Origin of the sequence: Pedobacter sp. UBA5917, from assembly GCF_002432345.1 — a bacterium.
Taxonomy (GTDB): Bacteria; Bacteroidota; Bacteroidia; order Sphingobacteriales; family Sphingobacteriaceae; genus Pedobacter.
This window is the reverse complement of record NZ_DJDT01000307.1, coordinates 1-5,037: the sequence shown is the minus strand read 5'-3', so window position 1 is coordinate 5,037 and position 5,037 is coordinate 1. Positions and strand designations below refer to the sequence as shown.

6 protein-coding genes are annotated in these 5,037 nt (G+C 38.6%); 2 read left to right on the top strand and 4 right to left on the bottom strand.

Annotated elements, in window-relative coordinates:
* Positions 1 to 207 precede the first annotated feature (207 nt).
* On the top strand, positions 208 to 864 hold the full coding sequence (locus B2V92_RS21450) for an ankyrin repeat domain-containing protein (protein ID WP_293312049.1): 657 nt from the start codon (positions 208 to 210) through the stop codon (positions 862 to 864).
* Positions 865 to 952: 88 nt separating this feature from the next.
* On the opposite strand, the gene B2V92_RS21445 is transcribed toward B2V92_RS21450, so the two are convergent.
* The 4 genes from B2V92_RS21445 to pyrF form a co-directional block, all read right to left on the bottom strand.
* Positions 953 to 1,171 (bottom strand): PspC domain-containing protein, encoded by a 219-nt coding sequence (locus tag B2V92_RS21445; RefSeq protein ID WP_029277136.1) that lies wholly within the window; start codon positions 1,169 to 1,171, stop codon positions 953 to 955.
* A 136-nt stretch (positions 1,172 to 1,307) separates the two neighbouring features.
* Positions 1,308 to 1,523 carry a hypothetical protein gene (locus B2V92_RS21440; RefSeq protein WP_293312048.1) on the bottom strand — a complete coding sequence of 72 codons (216 nt, stop codon included), beginning with the start codon at positions 1,521 to 1,523 and terminating at the stop codon, positions 1,308 to 1,310.
* Positions 1,524 to 1,571: 48 nt separating this feature from the next.
* Positions 1,572 to 2,855 (bottom strand): DUF2851 family protein, encoded by a 1,284-nt coding sequence (locus tag B2V92_RS21435; RefSeq protein WP_293312047.1) that lies wholly within the window; start codon positions 2,853 to 2,855, stop codon positions 1,572 to 1,574.
* A gap of 347 nt (positions 2,856 to 3,202) precedes the next feature.
* Positions 3,203 to 4,033, bottom strand: a complete 831-nt coding sequence (gene pyrF, locus B2V92_RS21430; protein ID WP_293312046.1) for an orotidine-5'-phosphate decarboxylase — start codon at positions 4,031 to 4,033, stop codon at positions 3,203 to 3,205.
* A gap of 422 nt (positions 4,034 to 4,455) precedes the next feature.
* Here pyrF and B2V92_RS21425 point away from each other — a divergent pair.
* Positions 4,456 to 5,037: Rho termination factor N-terminal domain-containing protein (locus B2V92_RS21425; protein ID WP_293312045.1), on the top strand; the 582-nt coding region annotated here is incomplete at its 3' end.

Genomic DNA, 5,037 nt, shown 5'->3' with positions numbered 1-5,037 from the left:
CCTCTCCCGATGAAAAATCGGGATCCGGGCTTTACGTTCTATCAGGTTTATTTTACCTGGGTCTTTCGTTCTTTACAGACCTTATAGGTTTTAAACACCTACGAGGCCTGGTAGAGTTGTTATTTTGCTTCACACTATATATATTTAGGCAATAAAGTTTACAATTCCTTAATTTTTGGTAATTTAAGTCGATTTTTAAATAACATTATGGGTATAGCGCAGCTCGAAGAACAAATTGAGGCAGGAAATTTACAATCGGTAAAAGAAATTTTGGTAGAAAACCCAAAATTGGCCAGCATTGATACCTCCCATCATATTTCGCCGTTATTATTGGCCTGTTATTATAAAAAGCAGGAAATAGCCGACTTAATTGCCGAATTTGTAGATAACTTAACCTTATTCGAGGCTTGTGCAGTTGGCAAATTTGATGCGGCCAGCATGTTGATTTTCCAAAATCCCGATAGCATTAACCAATTTTCTGAAGATGGTTTTACGCCACTTGGCCTCGCCTGTTATTTCGGCCACGAAGATTTAGCCCGTTTCCTGATATCGAAAGGAGCAGATGTTAACCTGGCTTCAAAAAATGGCTTTAACGTATTCCCTATTCACTCAGCCGTAGCAGCCAATAATTTCAACATCACCAAAATGCTGCTTGATGCCGGGGCCTATCCAAATGTTTGCCAAAAAGCAGGTCTTGCGCCATTACACACCGCAGCGCAATTGGGGAACATAGAAATGATTATTGTACTTTTAGAACACGGCGCAGAAGTTAGCTTACGCATGGAAGGTGGCAAATTACCTGCCGATTTGGCTGCTGAAAAAGGTTTTAATGAAATTGCAGAAATTTTAAGAGACGATGATTAATTAGTCGTGAGTCCAAAGTCATAAGTCTTTAGTCCAAAGTGCAGATTTACTCTTCCATTATCCATTTTACATTAAACATCTTACATGCTTACTCCCATATTCTCAAGCGCATTCTTTTCATATAGGTACGGATATCGAGCACTACCGCGGCCAAAAAATAGAAGAGGATCGGGAAACCCACCGCTAAAAAAGACGAATAAATAAAGAATAAACGCACTTTTGCCGTACTCATATTCAGTTTATTGGCTAAATAGGTAGATACACCAAAACTCTGCTGCTCAAAATAAGTTATAATTCTCTGAAACATTTTCAGCTCATTTTTAAAACCCTATTAACGGTATCGCACAACAAATTATTGCTCCCGGATGATGGATTTGTTTTCCAGTTCTAATTTAAATAAATTAATTGGTTAAACAGGCAATAATTTAAATTTCGATCTTTAACTATTCCAGAACCAGTTTTTCAAAATCCTGTTTATCCTCGTGTTTGATAAAAAGGGTCTGGTGTTCTTCCAAACCGGAGAACTTTTTAACCAGTTCGGCCTTAAATTTATGAATATCAGCTTCCTTGCGCAATATAACTGTTAAGGCATCTGCATTGCCCCTAACTTCGATAATCTGATCGGGATAAAGTTCTTTTAGCTCATGTGGGAATTCCATAATGTCTTAAACGGATTATAGGTTAGAAAGTTTGGTAAATATTGAGAATTAAGCCTGTTTTAAAATTTTAATTCCGATACCACAAGATAGACATTTTTTTGTATCACAATACTGCTTTTTCAACTGTAAAATCCCCTGTGAGGTAAATGCATGCCGAACATGCAATCCTGCTGCAACATACTTATCAATAATTGCATTTTGTTCGGCCGGTAAGGTTTCCAGTAATTTTACTGCCCTGTTAATGTAAAACCGTGTATCGGTGTGTTTCCCATAGCCAAACAAAAATAACGTTACCGTATTTAACAGGATATTATCAACCGATATTTTGCCGATCTGGATATTTACGGAAGAAGCTTCTTTTTTAAAGTGATAGTGTGTTTTCCAGTAATCATTTACCGGCAGGCTTTCGAATAAAGAACGTAACCTATCCACCTCTTTTATTTCCATTATCTTAGAAAAAAGATGATTGGCCTTAACAATCAGTGCTGCAAACTGGGCCAAACGGATGGTTGGAAAGTTCTGCGGACGCATCCTCATAAATTTCCACACCGAAACTTCAACCGGTTTGATATTATATTTCTTTTTAAGGAACTGGAATTCGGCCTTTAGTTTTTTAGGGTATGCTTCATCAAACTGATCGTTTAAAAAACCCGCAGCACCAAAAACCAATGCTTCAATCTGAAGTGGGTTATCCTTATGTTTTGCATAAATATTTTGCGGAACTGCTTTTGCAAGAAGCTCAAAGGGCAGTGCATTTATTTTGAAACCAAAATTCCGGGCCAGGAAACGGAAAAAAGTTTCATCCCAGTTCCCGTTCAGTTCGTTTAGGCATTCTGTTACCGCATGAGTTTTTTGCTCAAAGCGTTCCACCAAAGTCCTCGATAAAAAAGAATCAACAATTAACGGATCAACGGTTCCAATCTGGGCAACGCAGGGAAAATCGGTTAAGGTAAGGAACAGGTTTTCGTATTTTTTGATCAGATCAGCAGAAATACGCCTTTTCAACTCTAAAACAGGCAGAACCGTATCGTCCATTCTTTTTATTTCAACATCATGCTCGTAAACCACATGCAGGATCACATTTTCGTAAGATGGATCTTTCTGATGATAGTGTTTCAGCCAATCGGATGATCTGATGTGTATTTCTACATTACCTGCCCAGGTGGTATCGCCTATTTCGATCTTGGCATGAAAAAAATCCGGTCCGGCGTTTTTATTGAGCAGCCCGGGATTGATGATTTTCAGGCTTTCACCACTGGTGGTCTGCAGGTCGTTATAATCAAACGACCTGAACTGCCATACATAATGAAGAAAATCTTCCGGAAAATTCATGCTTCAAGATAAGGAATTCCTGAGGCTTGTAAATTAAAATCTATGATATGTAAAAGAATATATCACTTTTAGTAAAGAAATCGAAGTGACTATAGAAAGTAGTTTTATCTGATAACTATTGAATATGCGCAATCAGGACAGAGTCTTCATCAATAACTCGGTAAAGATCCTTCGACTCCGCTCAGGATGACAACTTAATAAACGAACGTCATCTCGACCGAAACGCAGTGGAGCGGAGAGATCTATCCAAGACAGATTTAGTTTCGCTGAGCCTTCAGGTTCTCGCCTGCGTTGCACTCCGCTCGAAATGACGAACTATGGAAGACTTGCTTTGTGATAGGAATTAACTACACCAATCCCGTATCAAGCAATATCTGCTCCATGTCTTTTTGCAGTTTCAATGCCTCCTGCCTTGCCTTTTCTGCAAAATCTTCGCCCTGGCTGGCATAAATAATCCCTCTTGATGAGTTGATCAACAATCCACACTGCGAATTTAACCCGTATTTACAAACTTCTTTCAAATCCCCTCCCTGCGCACCAACACCCGGCACCAAAAGAAAATGATCAGGAGCCAGTTTACGCACATCGCCAAAGGCCGCACCGCGTGTAGCGCCTACAACATACATCATCTGCTCATCTGTAGCCCATGTTTGCGAGGTTTTAAGCACTTTTTCGAAAAGTTTATCTTCACCAATTTCCTGCAATTGGAAATCGGCATGTCCACTGTTCGAGGTTAAAGCCAAAAGAATTACCCATTTATCTTTAAAGGTTAAAAACGGGGTAACCGAATCGCTTCCCATGTAAGGTGCAACAGTAACCGAATCGAAACTCATTTCTGATGAAGCCTCATTAAAAAAGGTTTCGGCGTACATGGCAGAAGTATTACCGATATCACCGCGTTTTGCATCGGCAATAGAAAAAATATCCTTTGGAATGTATTTCCAGGTTTCGATCAAAGTTTCCCATCCTTTTTTACCATAACATTCGTAAAAAGCGGTATTGGGTTTATAAGCTACGCAAAGATCTTTTGTGGCATCGATAATCTGTTTATTGAATTCGAGGATCGGATTTTCATATTTTAACAGGTGTTTCGGGATCTTATCCAGTGAAGAATCTAATCCGACACATAAAAATGAACGTTTTTTTTGTATCTGCTCAAAAAGTTGTTGTTTTGTCATATATGGGCTTATTTGCTGCAAATATGAAGATTTTTAAGTTTTATGGGACATAAAAAAATCCCAAAAAAAATATTTTTATAAACATTTTAAACTTTTGCTTGCAGATTACGTTTCAAATACATACAATTGCACCATAATTTCTCAACCGTTTATCTGAATATTCCCAGAAAAATTTTATCAAGATTTATTTTTGTAATCCTTTTTTGAAAGCAAAGTTTGCTTTTTATTCAGCTTATAAACAATTATGAAACAGTTTGAGCATTGTCCCGATTACTCATTTAATGTTTTATAGCCTTAAGAATTTATACACAATTGAAAAAGCCGGGCTTACGCTAACACAAATATTTTTAGGCCTGCAGATTTATAACAGAAAACATCCGTTATAAAAAAATGACAAATTTCTTGAAACATATATATTTAGAATGTTTAGCAAAACAGAATTAAATGATAAGCTCACAACAGAATTACGTGAGCTGGCAAAAAGCTATGGCATTGAAAATGCCGACTCCCTAAGAAAAATCGACCTTGTTGAAGTATTATTACACCAACAGGAAATTATAAATGCTGCCAAGGCTGCATCTTCAGATCCATATAGTGAAATCGAACCTGTTGCAGCAGCGCCTGCACCAAAAGCCAAAAGAGCACCAAAAGTTGCAGCAGCGGCAGCAGCAGCATCCGAAGTTGTAGCAGAGAAACCTGCGGTAACCGAAGATAAACCGGTTAAAAAAAGAGCAAGGTTAAATAAAGATGAAGCTGCTCCTGTAGCGAGAAAAAGAGAATCGGTAACCCTTTTTGATGAGCCACAGCACCAGCAACCAGAAAGACAGCCTGACAGGATTATTGAAACCGAAGAAAGTGTAAAACCGATTTCGGCTTTGATCGAAGAAAGTGCAGAAGTACTTCCGGTTGCGCCGAAACAGAAACAGGAGCCAAAAGAAAAACAGGAAAAGCCACAACGCGATGAAAACCGCCAGCAAAAACAACCGGGCGGCGGCAACCACCAC